A 22795-nucleotide genomic window follows, 5' to 3' on the forward strand; every position below is an offset into this window, starting at 1 on the left:
GTGCGGACTTCTCTTCCTTTTCTTCAGCCTTGGGCTCTTCCTTCTCCGCGGCCTTGTCCTCAGCAGCGGGTGCGGACTCTTCAGCGTCCGCGGACTCGCCTTCTTCACCGATGATGGCGATAACGGAGCCAACCTCAACGGTGTCGTCTTCTTCGGCCTTGATCTCAAGGATCGTGCCCGCGACCGGCGAGGGGATTTCAGTGTCAACCTTGTCGGTGGACACCTCGAGCAACGGCTCGTCGACCTCGACGGTGTCGCCCACGGACTTCAGCCACTGGGTAATAGTGCCTTCAGTTACGGATTCGCCCAGTTCGGGCATCACAACGGACTGCGCCATGAGTTATTTGACTCCTCGAAAGTTGGATAATGATAAATCTGATGCCCAATTCTACCGCGACGCGCGACTTCGCGTGTGTATCTGGTCCTATCTCTTTGCCCCCTTTAGGGCGGGGCGCACCGCGCGCCGCCGGTCATGGTGACGTGACCACGATGCGTGTTCGCTCACGGCGTTGCGTTGCTGCGCGCTCAGATGCCGTGGGGTGAGGTGGCGCGGGTAGGATAGGCCACTATGTTCAATATCTTCCGTCGCAACAGCTCGCGCTCCCAGCTGCGCCCGCCGCGCGGGCCGGGGGAGACGATCCGGCAGGCGGATGCCCAGGCGCTCAGCGAGTGGGTGGCAGGCCGCGCCTTCGTCGAAGCGTTCATTGAGCCGGAGACGGTGGTCAACGAGATGTCCGTGGTTGTCGTGGATGAAAACGGTGACTACATTCGGCGGTTTATCGGCGGCCCAAAGGGCATCGACGCGGTGGCGAAGCTGCTGGGCTGCCCCGTGTACGACGTGGAAGAGACCGGCTATCCGCAGCGCATGCGCGACCGCATGGAACGTGAACGGCTGCTGCGCAAGCGCGAGGAACAGCGCTTGCGTCGTGAGCGCTTCGAGCGAGGCCAGAACCCGGATACGGGCGAAGCCGTGCATCGCCCCGACGACCCTGACGACGCGGAGTAATTGCACAACGGGGAACGGCGCCTGCCCCCGGTGAGGGACAGGCGCCGTTGGCGTGGACGGGGAGCTCCGCGCTGAGCGAGTGCTACTTTTTGTCGGCGAGCTCAGTGAGCGCGGCGATGACGGTGCGGACCGGGGCGCCGGTGGCGCGCTTAGTGGTGTAACCGTACGGCGAGCCGCCGTTCCAGGAAGGGCCTGCGACGTCGATGTGGACCCACTCGATGTCCTCGCCGACGAAGCGCTGGAGGTAGGTGCCGGCGAATTCCATGCCGCCCTCGCGCTTCGTGTGGATATTGCGGATATCGGCGACCGGAGACTTGATGGCCTCCTCGTGCTCCTCGAGCAGCGGCATGGCCCAGGCCTTCTCGCCGACCTCGCGGCCGATCTCGGCGACGCGGTCGCGGAAGTCCTCGGAGCCCATGACGCCGGCAGTGCGCTCGCCGAGGGCGACGATCTGGGCGCCGGTGAGCGTGGCGGTTTCGATGAGGTAATCCGGCTTGTCCTCGCTGGCGCGCGCGATGGCGTCGGAGAGGACGAGCCGGCCCTCGGCGTCCGTGTTGAGGACCTCGGAGGTAATGCCGCCGTAGTGCGTGATGACGTCGCCGGGGCGCGTGGCGTTGCCGCCAGGCATGTTCTCTGCGAGCGGCAAGGTGGCGGTGACGTTGACGTTCAAGCCCAGCTTGGCGGCGGCGAAGACCGCGGCGGCCATGGACGCGGAGCCACCCATGTCAGAAATCATGTCCCACATGCCGGCACCCGGCTTGAGCGAGATGCCGCCGGTGTCGAAGGTGATGCCCTTGCCTACGAGCGCGACGTCGCGGGTGGCGCCGGACGGACGGTAGGACAGGCGGACGAGACGCGGTGGGCGGGCGGAGCCGCGGCCCACGGCGAGGATGCCGCCGAAGCCCTGCTCTTCGAGCGCGGACTCGTCGAGCACTTCGACCTCGACGCCACCGGCTGGGCCCTCGGTGGAGCGGGCGGTCTCGGCGAGGTAGTTCGCGTAGGACTCCGGGTAGAGCAGGTTAGACGGGGTGTTGACGAGGTTGCGGGCAAAGATCGTGGCCTCGGCGGTAAGACGTGCGCGCTCGAAGTCGGTCGCGGCGGTCTCGTCGGAGGAGACGAAGACGACGGTGGCAGGGCGCTGGGGATCCTCGAGCTCCGAGGAACGCAGGCCGCGGTGGACGTAGCCGCCCAGGGCGATGCCCTCGACAGCGGCGCCGAGCGCGAAGTCGCCGAGAGTCGTGGCGACGGTGCCCACGCCCGCGAGCGCGCGAGCGGCGTTGCCCGCGGCGACGCGGACGGTCTCGTCAGTGAGGTCTTCGGACTCGCCCAGGCCGGCGGCGACGATGGAGTGTGCGCCGGTCGCCTCGGTGATGGCGGACGGCGCTGGCACGCGGGTCACCTCGCCGGACTTGCCGGTGGCACCCACAGCAGACAGCGCGTCGAAGGTGGCGCGGACTGCGTCAGCATCGAGCAGTGCGGAGCCAGGGACTTCCAGGCCGTCGTCGCCGCGGAAGGCGGCGATGAGGAGGGCATCGGCAGCTTTGGGCGCGGCGGTCGCGAGCTCAACGGTGGGGGAAACGCCCAGCAGCGGGCCGTGGGAAGAATCAGTCACGAGAAAGACCTCCAAATGAAACGAGATGAATAGTGCACTGTCTGCCTACTGTAGGCGAAAAAATTTGACGGGGGTGGCCTGTGGAGCGATAGAAAAAGAGTAAGTTAGAGGCCATGACTTTGAAATACAACGTGACGAAGAACCCCACCCCGACCTCCCCGGAGGAACGTGCGAAGATTCTCGAGAACCCGGGCTTTGGTAAGCACTTTACCGACCACATGGTCACCATCGACTGGAATGAGAAGGACGGCTGGCACGACGCTCAGGTGTGCCCGTATGCGCCGTTTAGCATGGACCCGGCTTCCAATGTTTTCCACTACGGCCAGGCCATCTTCGAGGGCATCAAGGCCTACCGCCAGCCGGATGGCACCATTGCCACGTTCCGTCCGGAGGCTAACGCCAACCGCATGGCCAACTCGGCTAAGCGCATGGCTATGCCGGAGCTGCCGGTGGATGAGTTCATCGAGTCCCTGCGCCAGATCACCGAGATCGACAAGGATTGGGTCCCAGCCGCGGGCGGCGAGGCTGCGCTGTACCTGCGTCCGTTCATGATCTCCACCGAGGTTTCCCTGGGCGTGCACCCGGCTGCGACGTACCGTTACATCGTGATTGCGTCCCCGGCGGGCGCGTACTTCACCGGTGGCGTCAATCCGGTCTCCGTATGGCTGTCTACCGACTACGTCCGTGCTGCCCCGGGTGGTACGGGTGCTGCGAAGTTCGCGGGCAACTACGCTGCCTCGCTGCTCGCACAGGCGCAGGCAGCGGAGAAGGGCTGCGACCAGGTGGTCTGGCTCGACGCCATCGACCGCAAGTACATCGAAGAGATGGGCGGCATGAACCTCGCGTTCGTCTACGGCGAGGAAGGTAACCAGACGCTGGTGACTCCGGCGCTGTCCGGTTCGCTGCTGCCGGGTATTACGCGTGACTCGCTACTGCAGGTCGCCGAAGACATGGGGCTCAAGGTCGAAGAGCGTCGCGTGAGCTACGACGAGTGGCGCGAGGATGCAGAGTCCGGCAAGATGACCGAGGCTTTTGCCTGCGGTACCGCCGCGGTCATCACACCAGTCGGCCACGTCATGGGCGACGGCATCGACTTCAAGGTCAACGGCGGCGAGGCTGGCACGACCACCATGGCGCTGCGCGAGCAGCTCACTGGCATTCAGCACGGTGCGGTCGAAGACACGCACGGTTGGCTGCACACGCTCGTGAAGTAATAAGCGCGTAAAGGAAGGACCCCTCGGGGTCCTTTTATTTTGTCTCCACGGGCTGCGTGCGGAATCTCAGGACAACGAAGGCCCCACAACGTGGCGGTTGTGTGGCCTTCGTTGTCCTGGAATCCGGATGGTCTAGGCGGGGTCTGCGGCGGCCTGGACGGCGGCGACTTCGTCGGCGACGAGCTCGAGGCTGGCCGCGAGGAGCTGGTAGGCGAAGAGCGATCCGAGGCCCTGGCCAGTCGTGGTGAGCGTGTTGAGCAGCGGCGTGAGGCCCAAGTCTTGGAGCGCGAGCGTATGCGCGGGCTCGCGGGAGGTATTCGCGGCGTAGATCCAGCGCCGGGTGCCGGGGGCGAGGCGCTCGGCGAGGACCGCGGCAACCGTCAGGAGCGGCGAGTCGATGAGCAGTGGCGTGCGGCGTGCGGCGGCGCGACCGATGAAACCCGTGAGCGCGGCGAGGGTCGGGCCGCCGGAGACTTGGAGGATTTCCAGCGGGTCGGAGAGGTTGCGCGTCCGGAAGAGCGCGTCGCGCAGGACAGCGACCTTGGTCTTCCACGCCTCGTCCGTGATTCCGGAGCCGGGGCCCACGATGACGACGGGTTCGGTGCCGGTGAGGCGCGCCATGACGACGGCGGCGACGGTCGTGGAACCCACGCCCAGGTCGCCGGGGATGAGGAAATCAGTGCCGGCGTCGATTTCTTCGTCGGCAGCGCGGGCGCCGAGGGCGAGGGCTTCCTCGAGGCCCTCGGGGGTGCAGGCGTTCTCGACGTCGATGGCTGCAGCGGGTGGGCAGTCGACGGTGCGCAGGCCCACGCCCAGGCGACCGGCGAGGACGGCGGCCGGGGAGAGGCCGTCAGCGAGCTGTTGTGCCTGTTGCGCGGTGGCCTCGGGAGCGAAAGCAGAGAGTCCTACCCCGTCGCGCTGGCGAGTGGCGATGCCGTTCTCGCCGACGAAAACCACAAGGCGCGGACGTCGCGGAGCATGCGCGGGAACCTCGCCTTGGCAGGCTGAGAGCCATACAGCGGGAGCATTGACCGTACCCAAGGACACGTCGAGGGGCGTGGAGCCGAGGGCGAGCGCGGTGGCATCGGCAGCCTGGGCGTCAGGGACCGGAACGGACTCGAACTGCGCCATGTGGGCCTACTTGACCTCGGCGCCGCGCTCGACCTGCGGGCGCGGGGTGCGCCACTTGCGCGGCTGGGTGGCGCGGCCGTAGGCGTAAAAGCCCAGGCCGAAGCCGGCCTCGGTGGTGCCAGGGAACTTGAGACGCGCCGCGTTATTGACCTTGCGGGCCAGCCACACGCCCTCGACGGCGAAGATGACGATGAAGACCATCGCGATGAGCGTGGAGATATTCGCGAACGTCGGGTTGTACATGCCGATAAAGAGGATGACGAGGAGGACGATCATAAACGGCATGGCCCACTCATTGAGGAAGCGGCGGCTATCGACCCAGTTGCGCACGAAGCGGCGGACCTCGCCCTTATCGCGCGGCAGGAGGTAGCGCTCGTCGCCAGCCTCCATGCGCTTCTGCGCCTCCTTGTTGCGCTTGTTACGCTCCTCGCGCTCCTTGCGCTTGTAGTCCTTCCATTCCTCCTTGGACATGGACTTCTTCAGCTCCTTGCGGTGCTGGTAGCGCTGGGCTTCCGATGCCCCGTTCGGGTCGCGTCGCACGCCGCGCGCGATTTCCTGCTCGTTGCGCTTGGGCGTGGGGCGTCCCTTGGGTGGGGTGTAGCCCTTGCGGGGCTGGTCTGCTCCGGTGGTGTTTTCGCTGCTATTACTCACGAAATCCAAGACTACAAGGCCGGGGTGAAAGGTGGGAAATGTGGTGGGAATAAGGCAGCTGTCTCGCGCGTTGAACCGTTTATTCCAGCGTCTGCCGCTTCCTCGTGGACGCTGGCCCATCCTCCGAGTACGCGTGCCGGCGCTTTAAGGCCGGAAAAATTCGGAGTAAGGTGGGGGACACTTTACGGACCGTATTTTCAAGGAGAAGATAATGACCGCTCCCGTTTCCGAAACTGGCGTCATCCTGACTGAGGCCGCTGCCGCCAAGGCAAAGGCTCTGCTCGAGCAGGAAGGCCGCACCGACTTGTCGCTGCGCATCGCTGTCCAGCCGGGTGGCTGCGCTGGCCTGCGTTACCAGCTCTACTTCGACGACCGCACCCTCGACGGCGACAAGGTCGACAACGTCGACGGCGTCAACCTCGTCGTTGACAAGATGAGCGTCCCATACCTCACCGGCGCCAAGATCGACTTCGCGGACACCATCGAGTCCCAGGGCTTCACCATCGATAACCCGAACGCTGGCGGCTCCTGCGCCTGCGGAGACTCCTTCAACTAAGGCTTCTCGCGCGTCCCTTAAGACGTACAAAAGAACCGCCACTTTCCCTTTAAATCAAGGGAAAGCGGCGGTTTTCTCTTTGCCTTGTAACGCAGACGCTCTACGACTCGTCGCTGTCACCGGTGTCACTGGCGTCGCCGGTGTCCTCGAGTTCGTCAAGCTCGTCGAGGGTGGAAAGCCATACGCGGATATCCGCGCGTACCTTTTCGGCAGTAGGAAGCGGCGGAGTCTGCGTTCCGTTGCCGTCTGTTCGGCTTGTCTCGGCTGCGACATAGACGGTGGACGAGTAGCCAGAAGGAAGGTACTCGTTGGGGCAGTCGAGCCAGTCAACACTGCGGTGGGTCGCGCTGACCGTGGCGCGGAAGTGGTAACCGTCCACGCTCAGCTCGTACGTTTTCCGCTGCAGTGACATGCCGGGGCTCTCCTAGAGCCGGATGGGGTAGTCGCGCTGCTCGATCTGCGGATCGATGCGGTGCTCGACGAAGATGCCGTGCCAGATCATAAACGCCACGACGGTCCAGATGCGGCGCGAGTGATCGGAGACGCCATCGCGGTGCTCCTTGAGCATCTCGAGGACTTCCTTCTTATTGAAGATGTCCTCGGTCTGGGACTCGTTGATGACATCCTGGGCCCAGCCATAGAGTTCATCGCCGGCGAGCCAGTGACGCATGGGCACCGGGAAGCCGAGCTTCTTGCGGTGAAGGACGTGCGCCGGAACGATCTGCTCCATGGCCTTGCGCAGCGCGTACTTCGTGGTGCCGTGTGAAATCTTCATGTCATACGGGATGGTTTCCGCGACCTTGAAGACCTCCTTATCGAGGAAAGGCACGCGCAGCTCGAGCGAGTTCGCCATATTCATCTTGTCAGCCTTGACCAGGATGTCGCCGCGCATCCACGTGAACAGGTCAAGGTGCTGCATGCGGGCGACTGGGTCGAAGCCCTGCGACTGGGCGTAGATGGGTGCCGTGATTTCTTTGTGGTCCCACTCGCGCTTGGCCCACGGGATAACGCGCTGCATCTGCTCAAAGTTAAAGGAGCGTGCGTTGCCATAGTAGCGCTCCTCCATCGTCATGGAACCGCGGTTGAGCAGCGACTTGCCCTTCATGCCCTCGGGCAAGATCTGGGAGAGCTTGCCTAGGCCGCGACGCAGCGGATCCGGGATCTTCTCGAACGGGGCTAGGGAGAGTGGTTCCTTATAAATGGTGTAGCCGCCGAAGAGCTCGTCTGCGCCCTCGCCGGAGAGCACGACCTTGACGTGCTTGCGGGCCTCCTGTGCCACGAAGTAGAGCGGCACGAGCGAGGGGTCTGCAACCGGGTTGTCGAGGTACCACATGATCTTCGGCACGGCGTCCGCGTATTCCTCGGGGGAGACGATTTTGACGATGTGCTCGACACCGATGGCCTCCGCAGACTCTGCAGCAACGTCAACCTCGGAGTAGCCCTCGCGCTCGAAGCCAGTAGTGAAAGTGAGCAGGTTCGGGTTGTGGCGCTTGGCCAGCGCCGCGATGGCCGTGGAGTCGATACCGCCGGAAAGAAAGGAGCCGACGGTGACGTCAGCGCGCATGTGCTTTTCCACGGAATCTTCGAGGGCACGGGCGATGCGGTCGAAGAGCTGCTGCTCTTGGCCAGCCGGCACCTGCTGCACTGGGAACTGGGGCTTGAAGTAGCGAGTGTTGAGGACCTCGCCGCCGGGAGTGAGCGTGACAGTAGAGCCCGACTCGACGCGGCGGATATTCGCATGCAGGGACTCCGGCTCCGGGACGTACTGGAGGTCGACGTAGTGTTCGATGGCGCGCTTATCAAGGCTGAGTCCTAGACCGAGGTCCTCGGCCATCTCCAGGATGCACTTCATCTCGGAGGCAAATACGGTGCCCGCCGGAGTGGTGGCGTAGTAGAGCGGCTTGATGCCGAACTGGTCGCGGGCCGCGAACATGGTCTTCGTTTTGGTGTCCCAAATAACGAAGCCGAACATGCCGCGCAGGTGCTCGACGACGTCAGCACCCCAGTGGTGGTAGCCAACGACGATGGGCTCGCCGTCGCCCTCAGTATTAAAGGTGTAACCCAGTTCCTTGAGTTCTGCACGCAGCTCGACGTAGTTGTATATCTCGCCGTTGAACGTGAGGGCGTAGCGGTTCTCCTCGCCCTCCGGGCCCCAACGCAGCGGCTGGTGCGAGTGCTCAATATCGATGATGGACAGACGGTTGAAGCCGAACGCCGCGTCGTCATCGTGCCAGGTGCCGGCGGCATCGGGGCCGCGGTGATGCATGCAGGGCAGAGCGCGCTCGACTGCGTCGACGTAGTCGCCAGCGTTTCCCGAGGCCGATAGCAGGGCCAAAAGTCCGCACATGTAGTGATTGCTCCTTTAATATGGCGAAAACGAAAATATCTGTCCCACAGCTTACGGCCCCGCGTGCTGAGCCGGTGTTTCAGACGCGCGGAAACGACCCGGTGTACAGGTCGCTGCGGGTCGCGGAGGGGTGGGGGAGGGCCGCCTGAGAAGCTTCGAATGCGCAGCGTCCCCTTTAGGGTGCAAACTTTCGGATGGTGTAGCGCGGGCTGCTTTGTGAATTAAGGCACACGGCATACTGGGCCTGTGGGGGTGGTGGGGAGAGATTGTCGTGGTCGACCTGTAATATCCCTTCCGGACATACTCCTTATGTGTATATACGAGTTTCCTGTCAGCCTCGAACAGGGCTGATGGGGCCTGTCTATGCACTATCCTGTGTTGATAGGAATGCTCTGGGAGTATTCGAGAAGTTTTGTGTGGACAGAAAGGCAGAACACACGTGGGACAGCGTAAGCAGCGCAACTTCGCCCGTAAGGCGGGCCTAGCTGGCGCAATTGCCCTGGGCGGTTTGGCACTGGCGGCCTGTGATGTACAGGCGCCTTCGGCCGTTGAAAACCTCCTGGGATTTGGTTGGCCGAAGGGCATTACGCCTGAGGCTGAGGGAATGTACAACTTCTGGATCTGGGTCTGGGTTGTTGCATGGTTCATCGGTTTCGTCATGTGGGGCCTGTTCCTCACTGCAATCTTCCGTTGGAGCGCAAAGCGCGCCAAGAAGGAAGGCAAGGGCGAGTTCCCGAAGCAGTTGCAGTACAACGTGCCGCTCGAGATGGTGCTTACCATCGTCCCGATCCTTATCATCATGGGCCTGTTCTTCTTCACGGTTCAGGCACAGCAGAAGGTTGTCGCCCTTGATAAGGACCCACAGGTAACGGTCGACGTGACGGCTTACCAGTGGAACTGGAAGTTCGGTTATGCCGGCGTCAAGGGTGAGCTTTCCCCGACCGGCTCCGACTATGACGGCACCGACGAGGAGCGCAACAAGCTCGCCGAGGAATCCTCCGTTGACCCGGAGGGTGTGAAGAACCCGAACCCGATTCACGGCAAGTCCATGGGTGACCTTTCCTACCTCAACTACAACGACATCGAGACCGTCGGCACCACCGAAGAGGTTCCGGTTCTGGTTCTCCCGTCGCACACCGCGATTGAGTTCCGTCTCGCTTCCGGTGACGTCTCGCACGCCTTCTGGGTTCCGGAGTTCCTCTTTAAGCGCGACGTGTACGCGCACCCGGAGAACAACCAGCAGGAGCGTCGTTTCCAGATCGAGGAGATCACCAAGGAAGGCGCGTTCGTTGGTCGCTGTGCTGAGATGTGCGGTACCTACCACTCGATGATGAACTTCGAGCTGCGCGTTGTGACCCCAGAGAAGTTCGCGGACTACATGAAGTTCCGCAACGACAACCCGGACGCTCCGAACTCTGAGGCTCTCGCCTCCATCGGTGAGGATCCGTACGCGGTCACCACTCAGCCGTTCAACAGCGTTCGCGACACCAAGACCGGCGACAACTTCGTCGACGAGAACGCCTAAAGGAGAAATACAATGCGCGCAGGTTCTAACGTCTTCTACGCCATCGCGGCATATCTCATCGTCTCCGAGATTGTCTACGTCTTCGGCGTCAACTTCACTCGCGACGACGGCTACCTTTACGGTCCGGAGTGGATCGGTCTCGTCGCCATGGCTCTCGCGGCCGTCATGTGTATCATGCTCGCCGTCTACCTTCAGTTCACCGATAACCGCACGGACGTTTCTCCGAGCGATTGGGAAGAGGCTGAAACTGAAGACGGCGCTGGCATCCTCGGCTTCTTCTCGCCGGGCTCCATCTACCCGTTTGCAATGACCATGTCCATCGCCGTTATGGGTCTGGGCATCATCTTCCTGTACTTCTGGATGATTGCTCTCGGCGCCGCCATGCTGGTGTACTTCACCTTCCGTCTGTCGCTGCAGTACGGCATCCCGAAGGAGAAGCACTAAGCGTCCTCGGATGGCCGCCGGCCGCCACGGCCCGCGACTGTCCCCGCCCCACACTTCTCGTGCCCCTGTGCGTAGCTTCCCGCTACGTAGAGGGGCATTTGGCGATCGTCGGACCTGACACAAAATAGTTCCCTGGAGTTCCACGTTTTTGCGAAGCCGGGAAATTTGCGCATAGTTTGCGGGCCTAGGGGGAGTTGCTCGCGTGCGCCAGCGACTGTGCTTGGAAAGAAAACTGCACGTGAGGGCTATTTTGACCCGGGGGTCAACCGAAAGTTGCAACCCTGGGAAAAACGCGCCGACATGTAAGTGATTTATCTCTCAGCGAAACTCTGGAAATATTCGTGTATTTCGTTTCAATGTGAACCAGCGGCCAGCTATTAAAACTGGCGGTAGGGGGGATGCCTCCTTTTTGGGCGCTTCTACCTGCAGAGATGCGGCGTCGTATGGGAGCGGAAAAAGTTCCCAACTATTTTTCGACGTTTTTAAGTCGCGAACGGCTGGAAGAAACCTGGCTAAAGCCTTGGACGAGCCGGAAAGAAGTGGGGGGTCTCGGGTGACTTATGCCTGTTAAAAGGTCATAATTGACTGCGTGACGAGCACAGTTTCAAATCAAGGTATGACAGCACCACGTGTTGCTGCGCTGAACCGACCGAACATGGTCAGCGTTGGCACCATCGTGTTCCTGTCTCAGGAATTAATGTTCTTCGCCGGACTGTTTGCGATGTGGTTTACTTCGCGAGCTAATGGTCAGGACGGCGACTGGGCGCACTGGACCGAGCACATCAACGTACCGATGGGCTTTGTCATCACTGCGGTCCTGGTCTTGTCTTCCGTGACCTCGCAATTCGGCGTCTTCGCAGCTGAAAGGGGTGACGTATACAAGCTTCGACTGTGGTACTCCGCGACGATCGCACTGGCTGTGGTCTTCATTGGCATCCTCGCCTATGAGTGGACCCACCTGATCATCCACGGCGTGACCATTCAGTCCAGCGTCTTCGGATCGGTCTTCTACATCCTGACCGGTTTCCACGCGGCGCACGTGACGGCAGGCCTTCTGGCCTTCATCGCGATTCTGCTCCGTACGGCTAAGTCGAAGTTCACGCCGGCACAGGCAACCGCCGCAATGGCAGTGTCCTACTACTGGCACTTCGTTGACGTCGTGTGGATCGGCGTCTTCGTCGTTATCTACATCATTCAGTAGGCCGTAGGACACCGAGACAACAATCGGTCCACCGCCATTCATTTCCGAACTCCAGTAACTCAAAGGAAAATGATGGATACCAATCCAATGAACGCCGCACAGGCAGCAGGGGAGACCCCTGATACTGCTGCGGCAACAAAGACGCGTCGCGGCCGCAAGGTCAAGCGCACGCTCGCGGGTGCCTTTGCCCTCACCATCGGTCTTACCGGTGCTGGCGTCCTGGCCTCCGCCCTCTCTCCCGACGCTCAGGTGGCGACGGCGCAGAAGGATGACGCTGCCCTCGTGCAAGAAGGCAAGGACATCTACGACACCGCCTGCATCACCTGCCACGGTGCGAACCTCCAGGGCATCCAGGACCGCGGTCCTTCCCTGGTGGGTATCGGTGCCGGCTCCGTGTACTTCCAGGTGCACTCTGGCCGCATGCCGATGATGTCGAACGACGCCCAAGCTGAGCGCAAGACCCCGCGCTACACCGAGCAACAGACGCTCGCGCTTGCCGCATTCGTCGCTGCCAACGGTGGCGGCCCGGACATCGTGTACAACGAGGACGGCTCCGTCGCACAGGAGTCGCTCCGCGGCGCCAACTACGACGGCAACATTCAGGCAGAAGATGTCGCGAAGGGCTCCGAGCTCTTCCGTATGAACTGCGCATCGTGCCACAACTTCACCGGCCAGGGCGGCGCACTGTCCTCCGGTAAGTACGCACCGCCGCTGGCTCCTGCTTCCGAGCAGGAGATCTACCAGGCGATGCTCACCGGCCCGCAGAACATGCCGAAGTTCTCTGACCGCCAGCTCACTGCTGACGAGAAGAAGGACATCATCGCTTACATCAAGTCCGCGAAGGAGACCCCGTCTCCGGCTGGTTGGGACCTGGGCGGACTTGGCCCGGTCTCTGAAGGCCTTGCAATGTGGATCATCGGCATCACCGCACTGTGTGCTGCCGCTATGTGGATTGGATCGCGCCACTAATGAGCAACGTAAACAAGAACTACACCGAAGCCGAGCTCAAGAACATGTCTGATGCTGAGCTCACCGCCCTGGGTGCTGAGATGGACGGCGTCACCGTGGCGTTCCGCAAGGAGCGTTTCCCGGTCGCTGGCGATCCTGCAGAAAAGCGCGCTGCCGTCAACGTCGGCGTGTGGGCTGCACTGGCCATCGTTATGGGTCTGGCATTCCTTGCCATTTACCTGTTCTGGCCGTGGCACTACAAGTCCCTCGGCGAAGAGGGCCTTGCATGGCACACCCTGTACACCCCGCTGCTGGGTCTTACGTCTGGCCTGTCCATCCTCTCGCTGGGCATCGCCATCGTGCAGTACGTCAAGCGCATTCTGCCGGAGGAAATTTCCGTGCAGCGTCGCCACGACGGTCCGTCGGACGAGATTGATCGCCGCACGCTGACCGCGCTCCTCAACGACTCGTGGAAGACCTCCACCCTTGGTCGCCGCAAGACCCTCCAGGGCCTGCTCGGCGGTGCCGCCGTTCTCTTCGGTCTCACCGTCGTTGCCCCGCTGGGTGGCGCCATCAAGAACCCGTGGAAGGTTCGCCACGAGCTCAACTACGCCGGCGACGGCACGATGTGGACCTCCGGTTGGACGCTGCATGAGAAGGGCGTCAAGCTCTACCTCGCACGCGATACCGGCACGATCGCCGAGCAGCACGAAGGCGAGTCCGGCACGCACTACACGACGCAGGGTGTTACTCGCCTCGTCCGCGTGCGCCCAGAGGACCTGGCCGCCGGCGGCATGGAGACTGTCTTCCCGCTCGCAGAGTCCGACGTCAACGACGGCGATCTCTACGATCCGCAGAAGGATGTCTACGAGAACCACATGCACTCCATCCACGGCAACCGCAACGCGGTCATGCTCATCCGTCTGCGTAACTCTGACGCGCAGAAGGTCATTGAGCGTGAGGGCCAGGAGGACTTCCACTACGGCGATTACTACGCCTTCTCTAAGATTTGTACCCACATTGGTTGCCCGACCTCGCTGTACGAGGCTCAGACCAACCGTATTCTCTGCCCGTGCCACCAGTCGCAGTTCGACGCTCTGCAGTACGGAAAGCCGGTCTTCGGCCCGGCCGCCCGTGCGCTGCCGCAGCTGCCGGTCACGATTGATGAGGACGGCTACCTGGTCGCCAAGGGCAACTTCATTGAGCCTGTCGGCCCGGCATACTGGGAGCGTAAGTCATAATGAGCAATAAACTCGCAAAGATTGGCAACAACATTGACAGCCGTTTCACGCTGTCCGGTGCGGTTCGCCCGCAGTTGAACAAGGTTTTCCCGACCCACTGGTCCTTCATGCTCGGTGAGATGGCGCTCTACAGCTTCATCATCCTGCTGCTGACTGGTATCTACCTGGCCCTCTTCTTCGACCCGTCGATTACGAAGGTCATCTACGACGGCACCTACGCACCGCTCAACGGTGTCGAGATGTCTTCCGCATACGCATCCGCCCTGGACCTCTCCTTCGAGGTTCGCGGTGGCCTCTTTGTCCGCCAGATGCACCACTGGGCAGCCCTGCTGTTCATGATGTCCATGGTCGCGCACATGCTGCGTATCTTCTTCACGGGTGCGTTCCGCCGCCCGCGTGAGGCTAACTGGATCATCGGTTGCACGCTTATCCTCCTGGGCATGGTCGAGGGCTTCCTCGGCTACTCCCTCCCGGATGACCTGCTCTCCGGTGTCGGCCTCCGTATTATGTCGGCCATCATCCTGACCATCCCGGTCATCGGTACCTGGCTGCACTGGGCCATCTTCGATGGTGACTTCCCGTCCGACCTCATGCTGGATCGTTTCTACATCCTCCACGTGCTGGTTATCCCGGGCATCATCCTCGCCCTCATCGCTGCTCACGTTCTCATCGTCTGGTTCCAGAAGCACACGCAGTTCCCGGGACCGGGCCGCGCAGAGAACAACGTTGTCGGCGTCCGTATTATGCCGGTCTTCGCTACGAAGGCTATCGGCATGGGCCTCATGGTCGCTGGCGTGCTGGCGCTCATGTCGGGTCTGCTCACCATCAACGCCATCTGGCTGCTGGGCCCGTACAACCCGTCGCAGGTCTCCGCTGGTTCCCAGCCTGATATCTACATGCTGTGGACTGACGGTCTCGCCCGTGTCATGCCGGCGTGGGAGCTCTACCTCGGTAAGTACACCATCCCGGGTGCATTCTGGGTCGTCGTGGTCGCCATGATCATGGTTATCCTGCTTATCGCTTACCCGTTCATCGAGAAGAAGATGACTGGCGACGACGCTCACCACAACCTGCTGCAGCGTCCGCGCGACGTGCCGGTGCGTTCCGGCCTCGGCGCGATGGCTATCTCCTTCTTCGTTCTGGTTACCATTTCCGGTGGTAACGACCACGTGGCTCACTTCTTCCAGATTTCGCTGAACGCGATGACCTGGGTTGGTCGAATCGGTCTCATCGTGGTTCCGCCGATTGCTTACTTCCTTACGTACAAGATCTGCGTTGGTCTCCAGCGCTCCGACCGTGAGGTTCTCGAGCACGGTATCGAGACCGGTGTTCTGAAGCAGCTGCCGAACGGTGCCTTCATCGAGGTTCACCAGCCGCTCGGCCCGGTCGACGAGCACGGCCACCCGGTTCCGCTTGAGTACGCCGGTGCGTACGTCCCGAAGCAGCTCAACCACCTTGGTCTGGCTGACTCCGAGACCCAGGGTATCTTTGCCCCGGACGACGAGGGCCTGATGCGCAAGGTTCACGAAATCCACGCAGAGAACGCCGCCGAGGAGGCGGACATGTACCGCGCCCTCAACGAGGCCAATCGCCGCGACGACGAAGAAAACGGCCGCATCTAGCGCCTTCCTTCCTTCGAAACTGTCACCAACCCGCCACAGCCTGGAGCAGGCTGCGGCGGGTCCGTCAGTTTTTCACTCCCTATATATAAGGAAGCGCCCAAGCGCGGAATACTGCGAGATGAAGCCAATAGAAGCGGGAGAGGGGCCCTGAGACGTGGACAGGGGCTGCCACCGCAGACATGAATCACTCGGCGTTCGAGAGTCACCGTTACGCACGTGAATCGGGGTGCGTGCATGGGGTGTGTGGGCGACGCTCACGGTGAAGCCGCGCGGCAACCGTAGCTGAGTCTGCCGGTAGGCCGCTGCGCTTCGCAGCAGGGATTCGTGGGGTGCCTCAGGGCGCCGGTCTTGAGAGACCTTCAGGCGCCCATATGACTGCGTCTTAGAGCCGGCGGCAACGGGCAACGCTACAAGCCGTGGCGGCAGCCTACACGCAGGCGTGGCTGCCGCCTGTGAGCCGACGCAAACGGGGGAGTGCATCGGAATCCCCACGGTGCTGACACAACGAGGGGTGCGGCGCCGCATTCGGGGTCACGATGCGACCAAAACCCGGTAACAGACGCTGTGCACCATGTGCTGTGTGGGGTAAATGCGCCCAATGTTACATGCATGTGACGAAGGTCACGATAGCACTTTGTTTGCGTAGATTTTAGGGTTTAATGCAGAACTTAATAGTTTGTTAAGTTCGGAAATGGTGCAGGTTGTGCAACTGTTTTGGAGTGCTATTGCGCTCGACATTCGGATTAAACCCTGAGAAACCGAAGTTTGATAACGGGACGATAACGGCCTTGTAACGAGCGGATAGTGGCGTTGCGGCTAGACAATTCTCGTAATGGTTTCGTAACCTTATCGAGACATTGCAGCGCTCCTCATGAGTGCTCAATCGAAAAATGAACACTAGCGCCGTATCTGGCCCACTCTCGACAGGGTGAGCCGAGCGGAGGCGCGGGATACAGGAACGCCCGCGCCAACGAACGTTAGGCCCCCACTGGGCCAGAGCTTCCACGCTTCCACATCATCACAGTCCACCGTCACGGTGGCCGGGTGGAACGCGGCCGAAGACGGGACTCGTAGAAGACGAGAAACGCTTTGGCCCGCCGCGGAGGTAGGCGCGACTGAAGATTTGGAGATTTATTCGTGGCTAAGCACCGTCGTCAGGGCACTAACACCACCCGCCGTATCGCGGGCACCGCAGCTCTCGCTGCAACCGCAACCGTGGCGGTTCCGGGTGTTGCCCAGGCAGCCGAGGTTGTCATTCCGAACACCAACTACTCGGTGAACGTCAATGGCATCGAGAACATCCCGGGTATCAAGGATGTCCCGAACATCGGCCAGTACGTGCCGTCCTTCAACCAGGTTCAGGCGCAGGCCAAGACCTACAACGCAACGGCTACTGTCCCGCAGACTGCCGCTGCTCCGGCTCCGGCCCCGCAGCAGTCCACCGGTGACAAGGTCGTCGCCGCTGCCCGCAGCGCCATCGGTTCCCCGTACGGCTGGGGCTCCGCCGGCCCGAGCAGCTTCGACTGCTCTGGTCTGACCTCCTGGGCTTACGCACAGGCTGGTAAGTCCATCCCGCGTACCTCCCAGGCACAGGCTGCCCAGGGCCAGCAGGTGTCCATGTCGGACATCCAGCCGGGCGACATTGTTGTGTACTACGGTGGCGCATCCCACGTCGCCATCTACGCCGGTAACGGCGTCATGATTGACTCGCTCAATTCCGGCACCACCGTGGCCGAGCGTCCGCTCAACTACATGCCGATCCACTCCATCGTGCGTTTCTAGTCTGCACGCCGGTCTCGGCTTACCCCGTCTCGACCCTTGTCGAGATGGGGTTTTTCCTTTTTCGTATGACGATGCTGAGATTGTCCTTAAGTTCTTCTATAGTAGGTGTATTCACTTGCAATTTTTGAGGGGTTCTTCCGTGCGTCTTCCTTACCGCATCAACCTGGCGCTGGTCAGTGTTGCTTTCGCTTCCACCGCCGTCCCGGCTATCGCGCAGGAGCTGCCGGCCGAAGAGTCGGTGCAGGCGCCGGAGAATACTGATATGCAAGCGCTCGTCGACGAGGTCGGTGAGGTCGCCCAGAAGGTCTCCGCGAAGAACGAGGAAGTCAAGCAGCTCGAGGATGACCTCGCCGCCCAGCAGGCGAAGGCCGATGACCTCGCTGCCCAAGCCCAGGCCGCCGCCCAGGCTGCCGATGCCGCCCGCGGCGCCGTCGGCTCCCAGCAGGCCGCCATCAACGGCTTGGCACAGTCCCGTTACCGCGGGGCGCACCGTTCCGCCGCGACGACCGCGCTTGAGTCTGCCAACCCGCAGGAGGCCGTCGAGCGCCTGGGCTACCTCAGCGCCCTGTCGCGTGACGCCCACCGCGAACTCAGCACGATGACGCAGGCCTCGCAGGACGCTGACACTGCCCATGCGAAGGCCGTCGAGACCGCGGATGCTGCCCGCGCGGAGCAGACCCGCCTCGAAGAGCAGCGTGCTCGTGTTGTCAAGGAGAAGGAGGCCCTCGAGGCGCAGCAGCGCGACATCGAGGCGCGTGTCGACGCACTCAACGAGGAGCAGCGCGCGCAGTGGGAGGCTCAGTTCGGTGGTGTGACCCGCGAGATCGATCCGGAGCTGCTCGCACGCCTCGCCGAGTCGGGCGTCGGTGGCAAGGCCGTCGCTGCAGCACTCACCAAGCAGGGAGCTCCCTATGGCTGGGGCGCGACCGGCCCGGATCGCTTCGACTGCTCCGGTCTGATGGTGTGGGCCTACGCGCAGGAGGGCAAGTCCATCCCGCGTACCTCGCAGGCACAGCTGGCTGGCGGCACGCCCGTGCCCATGGATCAGCTCGAGCCGGGCGACGTCATCGGCTACTACCCGGGTGTGACCCACGTGGGCATGTATATCGGCGACGGCCAGGTCGTCCATGCCTCGACGTATGGCGTGCCGGTCCAGGTTGTCCCGGTCGACTCCATGCCGGTACAGGGAGCCGTCCGCTTCTAGACGCGCGCACGCGGTAGGCTCACAGCCATGCCTCGCATTCTGCTTGTGACTAATGATTTCCCGCCGACCATCGGTGGGATTCAGTCGTATTTGCGCGATTTTCTTGCGACCCTGGACCCTGCCGACGTCCTCGTCTTCGCCTCAACCCAGGACGCCGAAGCCGCAGCCGCCTTTGATGCGCAGCTGCCTTACGAGGTCATCCGGTGGCCGCGGCGCATGATGTTGCCCACTCCGGCCACGCGCCGCGAGATGCAGCGCATCATCGCCGAGCGCGGCATCGAGATCGTTTGGTTCGGCGCCGCAGCACCGCTTGCGCTCATGGGCGGCGCCGCCAAGGCCGCCGGCGCCAGGAAAGTGGTGGCCACGACCCATGGCCACGAGGTGGGCTGGTCCATGCTGCCGGGCGCGCGCCAGGCGCTGCGGGGCATCGGCAAGCATGCGGACGTCATCACCTACATCGCGGCCTATACGCTGCGCCGCCTGCGCCCCGCCTTCGGCCCCGGCCCCGAGTGGGTACACTTGCCCAGCGGCGTCAACACGGACATGTTTGAGCCTTACAGCGAGTTGGCTATGCGCCACGGCGAGATTTTTTATGAGCTCGAAGATGCCGATCCTGTCATCGTCTGCGTCTCTCGTTTCGTTCCACGCAAGGGGCAAGACCAGCTGCTGCGGGTCATGCCGCGCATTCGGGAGCGCTATCCTAAGGCGCGCCTGCTGCTCATCGGCCGCGGGCGCTACCGGGCGGCGCTCGAGCAGCTCGCGGAGATGTACGCGCCGGAGACGATTCTCCACGAAGCCGCGGACGAGGAGGAGATTGCCATGGCGCTGGCCGCCGCGGATATCTTCGCCATGCCCGCCCGCACGCGCGGCGGCGGCCTCGACGTCGAGGGCCTGGGCATCGTCTACCTCGAGGCCCAGGCCGCAGGTTTGCCCGTCATTGCGGGCGACTCGGGCGGCGCGCCGGAGACGGTGACGCCAGAGACGGGCATCGTCGTGCGCGGCAACTCGCAGGACGAGCTCGCCCAGGCGATCCTTACGCTGCTTGATGACCCGAAGCGCGCGTGCGCGATGGGCCGAGCCGGCCGGCGCCATGTCGAGGAGAACTGGACGTGGGAGATTATGGGCGCTCGTCTGCGCGCGATTATGGCCTAGCGTGGCCCGCATGATGTGACGCGGACGGGGGAGGGGTATATCCTACTTGCATGCAAAAATTCTCCCCCTCTGACAATCTCACCGTGGGATTCGACATCGGCGGCACCAATCTTCGCGCCGGTGTCGTCACCGCCGAGGGGGAGATCATCGACTCGCGTTCGCTCCCTACGCCCGCGACGGGGGAGGAACTTGACGCTGCCATCCTCGCGCTCATCGCCGAGCTGCGCGCAGAGTATCCGGTGCAGGCTGTGGGCCTAGCGATTGCTGGATTCATCGATCCGGACCGCGAGTTGGTCCGCTTTGCTCCGCACCTGCCGTGGCGTGATGCCGCCGTGCGCGCCAGCCTGCAGGCCCACCTTGACATCCCCGTTGTCATCGAGCATGACGCGAACTCTGCGGCGTGGGGCGAGTGGCGCTTTGGCGCTGGCCGCGGCGCCCACGATTGGGTCTTCTTCGCCGTGGGCACGGGCATCGGCGCGACGCTCATGACGGGCGACGAGATCTTCCGCGGCGCGTTTGGCACCGCCCCTGAATTCGGCCACATCGTGGTCGTGCCGGGCGGACGCGAGTGCTCCTGCGGCAAGCGCGGCTGCCTCGAGCGCTACGCCTCGGGCACGGCGCTTCCGGACACGGTGCGCGAACTGCGTGGCTCCTACGAGACCACGCTCCCGGACAACCCCTCCGGCGTGGCCATCGCGCAGGCTGCGCGCGACGGCGACCCGCTGGGCGTTGCGGTCATGGAGGACTTCGCACGCTGGCTCGGCCAGGGCCTGTCCATCGTCGCGGACATCCTCGACCCGGAGCTCATCGTCCTCGGCGGCGGCGTAGCGGGCGACGCGGACGTCTACCTTGATACCGCGCGCGAGACGATGGCGCAGTCCATCGTCGGCGCGGGGCACCGCCCGCTGGCCCGTGTGGCGACGGCGGCTCTGGGCTCGGCCGCGGGTATGATCGGCGTGGCCGATATCGCGCGCCAGGCGCTTACTCGCGCCTAGAATTTTCCGACGAGGGCAGGATAGCAATGCACAACAAGTGGTACTGGGCGTTTAAGCACATCTTCTTCGGTCCCGCCCTGCGTGTGTGGAACCGCCCGTGGTCCGAGGGCATGGACAATATCCCGGCCGAAGGCCCCGCCATCGTGGCGTCCAACCACCAGGCCGTCATGGATTCGTTCTTCTTCCCGCTCATGTGCCCGCGCCAGATCATTTTCCTGGCGAAGTCCGAGTACTTCACAACCCCCGGCCCCGTGGGACGCGCGCAGGCGTGGTTCTTCAGCTCCGTGGGGCAGGTTCCCGTCGTGCGCACCTCGGAGTCCGCGGCGGACGATATGGCAGCCACGGCGAAGGAAATCCTCGACCGTGGCGATGTCTTCGGCATTTATCCCGAGGGCACGCGCTCGCCGGACGGTCGCATCTACAAGGGGCGCACCGGCATGGCGCGTGTCGCCATGGAGACCGGCTATCCCGTCGTCCCCATCGCGATGGTGGGCACACGCGACGCCAACCCCATCGGCACGTGGATTCCGCGCCCAGTGAAGGTGGGCATGCGCGTGGGCGAGCCCATCGATCCCCATGCGTGGGCGGCCGAGCGCGGTCTCGACCCCGCCGAGCATGCCACCCAGCGCGCCTTTACGGACGACTTCATGCACACCCTCGCGCGCCTCGCGGGCAAGCCCTACGTTGATGTCTACGCCTCGGACGTCAAGGCCTCGCTCGCCGCTGGTCACGGCTACCCGGACGGCGCGCAGCCCGGAAATTCCCAGTAGCGCCCGCTCAAGCATTAGAATCGCGGGATAGACTCTATTTCCCGTGTAAGGACGTGCTTACTATCTCTGCCCCGCATTCGGTACCCGCCGCCCCTCAGAAGCAACGTCTCGCCTGGCCGGATGTCGCTCGCGGCGTGTCGATCCTGGGCGTCGTCCTGCTGCACGTGCGTCTCGCCGTACCCGAGGGCGAGCACACGCTTGCCGCCCAGGCGAATGAGCTCATCGACTCGCTGCGATTGCCCCTGTTCTTCGTCATCTCCGGCTTCTTCTCGCAGAAGGTCCTGAACTTCCGCTTCGGCGAACTCTTCCGCAAGCGCCTGTGGTTTCTGCTCATTCCGTATCTCATATGGTCCCTCGTCGAGCTGCGCATGAGCACGTGGGACTTCCACTATGCCTTCGACACGCCACTCGATACCTGGCGCGAGAGCCTGCACACCGTCATGCTCGGCCACTCCATGGGCTGGTTCCTCCACTCGCTCGTGGTCTACAACATCTTCCTGTGGGCCGTGCGCAAGCTGCCGCCGTGGGCGGGCCTCGCCGCGAGCTTTAGCCCGCTGCTGCTCCTTGGCTACACGCAGGAGTACTTCGTGGTGGGCAAAGCCATCATGTTCCTGCCCGTCTTCATGGCCGGCGTGTACTTACGCCCCGCAATCACCACGTTTGCCGAGTCCATTGACTCGCTGCGCCACCCCACGCGCGCGACGTGGTGGGCCCTGGCGCTCACCGTTGCCACGTATGCGGCGAGTGTGACGCTGCGCGGCCGTTTCGACGAGCGCGTCGAACCCATCGACGTTGCCTGGCCACTGCCGGGCGCAGGGAACCTTGGCTTTGAAGAAGCGAAGCTCCTGGTGCGCTTCGCCGAGCAGTCCCTGCAGCTGCCCGCCGGCATCGCGGCCGCAGTCCTGCTGGCCCACGTGCCCTTCGTCTCCGGCTTCTTCCGGTTCATTGGCAGCCACACGCTGCCTATCTACTTAGGCCACCACCTCGGCATCATCGCGCTTTTTGGCTTCCCGAAGACCTACTTCGAGTGGGACATTACGAAGGCCGGCGAGTGGCCGCTCGAGTCCACCGACTTTTGGATTTGGGGCTGTTTTGCCGCCGCGGCCGTGGGCAGCCTAGCGCTGTGGCTCGTGGAGAAGATCCCGGTGCTGCGTTGGACCATGGTCCCGCCGCGCCTGCCGTCGCTCAAAGAACTGTGGAGCCAGCGCCGCGCACAGTGCGAGCACGCCACCCCACGCTAGATAGTCGTTGCCCGGCAGCATCTGCCACCAGGACCACCCGTATTCGAAGTCGTGCGCATGCGGCACGAGCCAGTGCCCGCGCGCGAAGAGCACGATCCACGTTGGCACCGCGAGCCACCAGTTCTGCCGCGCCGTAAAGAAGACCGCGAGGAG

21 protein-coding genes are annotated in these 22795 nt (G+C 63.1%); 15 read left to right on the forward strand and 6 right to left on the reverse strand.

Features of this window, described 5'->3' with window-relative positions:
• Positions 1-337: biotin/lipoyl-containing protein (locus HMPREF0307_RS08985; protein WP_304438464.1), on the reverse strand; the 337-nt coding region annotated here is incomplete at its 3' end.
• A gap of 231 nt (positions 338-568) precedes the next feature.
• On the opposite strand from HMPREF0307_RS08985, the gene HMPREF0307_RS08990 reads away from it, so the two are divergent.
• On the forward strand, positions 569-1006 hold the full coding sequence (locus HMPREF0307_RS08990) for an oxidoreductase (RefSeq protein ID WP_066491957.1): 438 nt from the start codon (positions 569-571) through the stop codon (positions 1004-1006).
• Positions 1007-1088: 82 nt separating this feature from the next.
• On the opposite strand, the gene HMPREF0307_RS08995 is transcribed toward HMPREF0307_RS08990, so the two are convergent.
• Positions 1089-2618 (reverse strand): leucyl aminopeptidase, encoded by a 1530-nt coding sequence (locus HMPREF0307_RS08995; RefSeq protein WP_066492184.1) that lies wholly within the window; start codon positions 2616-2618, stop codon positions 1089-1091.
• A 113-nt stretch (positions 2619-2731) separates the two neighbouring features.
• Here HMPREF0307_RS08995 and HMPREF0307_RS09000 point away from each other — a divergent pair, with 113 nt between their 5' ends.
• On the forward strand, positions 2732-3832 hold the full coding sequence (locus HMPREF0307_RS09000) for a branched-chain amino acid aminotransferase (RefSeq protein ID WP_066491960.1): 1101 nt from the start codon (positions 2732-2734) through the stop codon (positions 3830-3832).
• Between the two features lie 132 nt (positions 3833-3964).
• Here the strand turns inward: HMPREF0307_RS09000 and HMPREF0307_RS09005 are convergent, their stop codons facing one another.
• The gene (locus HMPREF0307_RS09005) at positions 3965-4963 is read right to left on the reverse strand and encodes a nicotinate-nucleotide--dimethylbenzimidazole phosphoribosyltransferase (protein ID WP_066491962.1); all 999 of its coding nucleotides are present in this window, start codon (positions 4961-4963) and stop codon (positions 3965-3967) included.
• Between the two features lie 6 nt (positions 4964-4969).
• Positions 4970-5614, reverse strand: a complete 645-nt coding sequence (locus HMPREF0307_RS09010; protein ID WP_231725131.1) for a DUF3043 domain-containing protein — start codon at positions 5612-5614, stop codon at positions 4970-4972.
• 211 nt (positions 5615-5825) lie between these two features.
• Between HMPREF0307_RS09010 and HMPREF0307_RS09015 the strand changes: the two genes are divergently transcribed.
• Positions 5826-6170, forward strand: a complete 345-nt coding sequence (locus tag HMPREF0307_RS09015; protein WP_066491972.1) for a HesB/IscA family protein — start codon at positions 5826-5828, stop codon at positions 6168-6170.
• A 100-nt stretch (positions 6171-6270) separates the two neighbouring features.
• Here HMPREF0307_RS09015 and HMPREF0307_RS09020 read toward each other — a convergent pair whose 3' ends face one another.
• A complete protein-coding gene (locus HMPREF0307_RS09020) occupies positions 6271-6582 on the reverse strand; it encodes a hypothetical protein (RefSeq protein ID WP_066491973.1) in 312 nt (103 codons plus the stop codon).
• A 12-nt stretch (positions 6583-6594) separates the two neighbouring features.
• Positions 6595-8517 (reverse strand): asparagine synthase (glutamine-hydrolyzing), encoded by a 1923-nt coding sequence (gene asnB, locus HMPREF0307_RS09025; RefSeq protein ID WP_066491974.1) that lies wholly within the window; start codon positions 8515-8517, stop codon positions 6595-6597.
• 439 nt (positions 8518-8956) lie between these two features.
• Here asnB and HMPREF0307_RS09030 point away from each other — a divergent pair, with 439 nt between their 5' ends.
• From HMPREF0307_RS09030 to HMPREF0307_RS09085, 12 genes are all read left to right on the forward strand, one after another.
• Positions 8957-10042: an aa3-type cytochrome oxidase subunit II gene (locus tag HMPREF0307_RS09030; RefSeq protein ID WP_066491976.1), complete on the forward strand. Its 1086-nt coding sequence runs from the start codon at positions 8957-8959 to the stop codon at positions 10040-10042.
• A 12-nt stretch (positions 10043-10054) separates the two neighbouring features.
• Entirely contained in the window at positions 10055-10486 is a 432-nt protein-coding gene (locus tag HMPREF0307_RS09035) for an aa3-type cytochrome oxidase subunit IV (protein WP_066491978.1), read from the forward strand.
• 616 nt (positions 10487-11102) lie between these two features.
• Positions 11103-11687 (forward strand): aa3-type cytochrome oxidase subunit III, encoded by a 585-nt coding sequence (locus HMPREF0307_RS09040; RefSeq protein ID WP_196131214.1) that lies wholly within the window; start codon positions 11103-11105, stop codon positions 11685-11687.
• Positions 11688-11756: 69 nt separating this feature from the next.
• Entirely contained in the window at positions 11757-12656 is a 900-nt protein-coding gene (locus HMPREF0307_RS09045; protein ID WP_066491982.1) for a cytochrome bc1 complex diheme cytochrome c subunit, read from the forward strand.
• The gene (locus HMPREF0307_RS09050) at positions 12656-13876 is read left to right on the forward strand and encodes a cytochrome bc1 complex Rieske iron-sulfur subunit (protein ID WP_066491985.1); all 1221 of its coding nucleotides are present in this window, start codon (positions 12656-12658) and stop codon (positions 13874-13876) included. The genes HMPREF0307_RS09045 and HMPREF0307_RS09050 overlap by 1 nt, the downstream gene beginning before the upstream one ends.
• Positions 13876-15498: a cytochrome bc1 complex cytochrome b subunit gene (locus HMPREF0307_RS09055; protein WP_066492000.1), complete on the forward strand. Its 1623-nt coding sequence runs from the start codon at positions 13876-13878 to the stop codon at positions 15496-15498. Before HMPREF0307_RS09050 ends, HMPREF0307_RS09055 begins: the two co-directional genes overlap by 1 nt.
• A gap of 1137 nt (positions 15499-16635) precedes the next feature.
• Entirely contained in the window at positions 16636-17280 is a 645-nt protein-coding gene (locus HMPREF0307_RS09060) for a C40 family peptidase (protein WP_066492001.1), read from the forward strand.
• A gap of 139 nt (positions 17281-17419) precedes the next feature.
• Positions 17420-18484 (forward strand): C40 family peptidase, encoded by a 1065-nt coding sequence (locus HMPREF0307_RS09065; protein ID WP_066492003.1) that lies wholly within the window; start codon positions 17420-17422, stop codon positions 18482-18484.
• 27 nt (positions 18485-18511) lie between these two features.
• A complete protein-coding gene (locus tag HMPREF0307_RS09070; RefSeq protein ID WP_066492005.1) occupies positions 18512-19636 on the forward strand; it encodes a glycosyltransferase family 4 protein in 1125 nt (374 codons plus the stop codon).
• Positions 19637-19686: 50 nt separating this feature from the next.
• Entirely contained in the window at positions 19687-20631 is a 945-nt protein-coding gene (locus HMPREF0307_RS09075; RefSeq protein ID WP_066492007.1) for an ROK family protein, read from the forward strand.
• 26 nt (positions 20632-20657) lie between these two features.
• Positions 20658-21401, forward strand: a complete 744-nt coding sequence (locus HMPREF0307_RS09080) for a lysophospholipid acyltransferase family protein (protein WP_066492009.1) — start codon at positions 20658-20660, stop codon at positions 21399-21401.
• A gap of 53 nt (positions 21402-21454) precedes the next feature.
• The gene (locus HMPREF0307_RS09085; RefSeq protein ID WP_066511887.1) at positions 21455-22642 is read left to right on the forward strand and encodes an acyltransferase family protein; all 1188 of its coding nucleotides are present in this window, start codon (positions 21455-21457) and stop codon (positions 22640-22642) included.
• Positions 22643-22795 lie beyond the last annotated feature (153 nt).

Origin of the sequence: Corynebacterium sp. DNF00584, from assembly GCF_001552965.1 — a bacterium.
Taxonomy (GTDB): Bacteria; Actinomycetota; Actinomycetes; order Mycobacteriales; family Mycobacteriaceae; genus Corynebacterium; species Corynebacterium phoceense.